Consider the following 566-nt stretch of genomic DNA (forward strand, 5'->3'; position numbering starts at 1 on the left):
GATCTGCGCATCGGCTCCGATGAACGCCTTCGTCTTGGTATCGACGACGTTGACCGCCGCACCGACAGCCACGCCGACCGAACCGCCGCCGCCGACGGAAATCGCAAAAGTCTCGACATCATCCTTCGCCGAGGCGGAGACGGCCACGCCACGGAAGCCGGTATCGACCGACGCGGTCGCAACCCGGTTCTGGGTCAAGCCCGGATCCTGCTGGACGTCGTCGCCACCCTCCTGGTCGAGGTTCTTGAACTGGGTGAGGCCCGACGGCGTACCAGCCTCCAGGCTGCTCGCGGTCGGCTTGTTGCCGCCCTGCGGGTCGAAGCTCGACATCGCCTGGCTGCCCGCATACTCGATTTGGTAGCGGCCGGTTCTCGCCGCGACCGTGCCGTGGCCCTCGCCGGTGACGCGTGCGCCTGCGCCGATGAAGGCATCCGTCACCTTGTCGACAACCGCAACGCCGGCCGCGACGCCGACGCCGGCACTGCCGCCAATCGCCACGCCGCCAACAATCAGGTCCATCTCGGTCTCGTCGAGTGCCTGGACAAGCACGCTGCCGCGTGCCCGCA

At 68.0% G+C, this 566-nt stretch carries 1 protein-coding gene; it reads right to left on the reverse strand.

Annotated elements, in window-relative coordinates:
• Nucleotides 1-566, reverse strand: a 566-nt coding sequence (locus EN906_RS37635; protein ID WP_206529276.1) for a hypothetical protein, incomplete at both ends; no start/stop codon positions are given.

Origin of the sequence: Mesorhizobium sp. M7A.F.Ca.CA.004.06.1.1, assembly GCF_003999135.1 — a bacterium.
GTDB lineage: Bacteria > Pseudomonadota > Alphaproteobacteria > Rhizobiales > Rhizobiaceae > Mesorhizobium.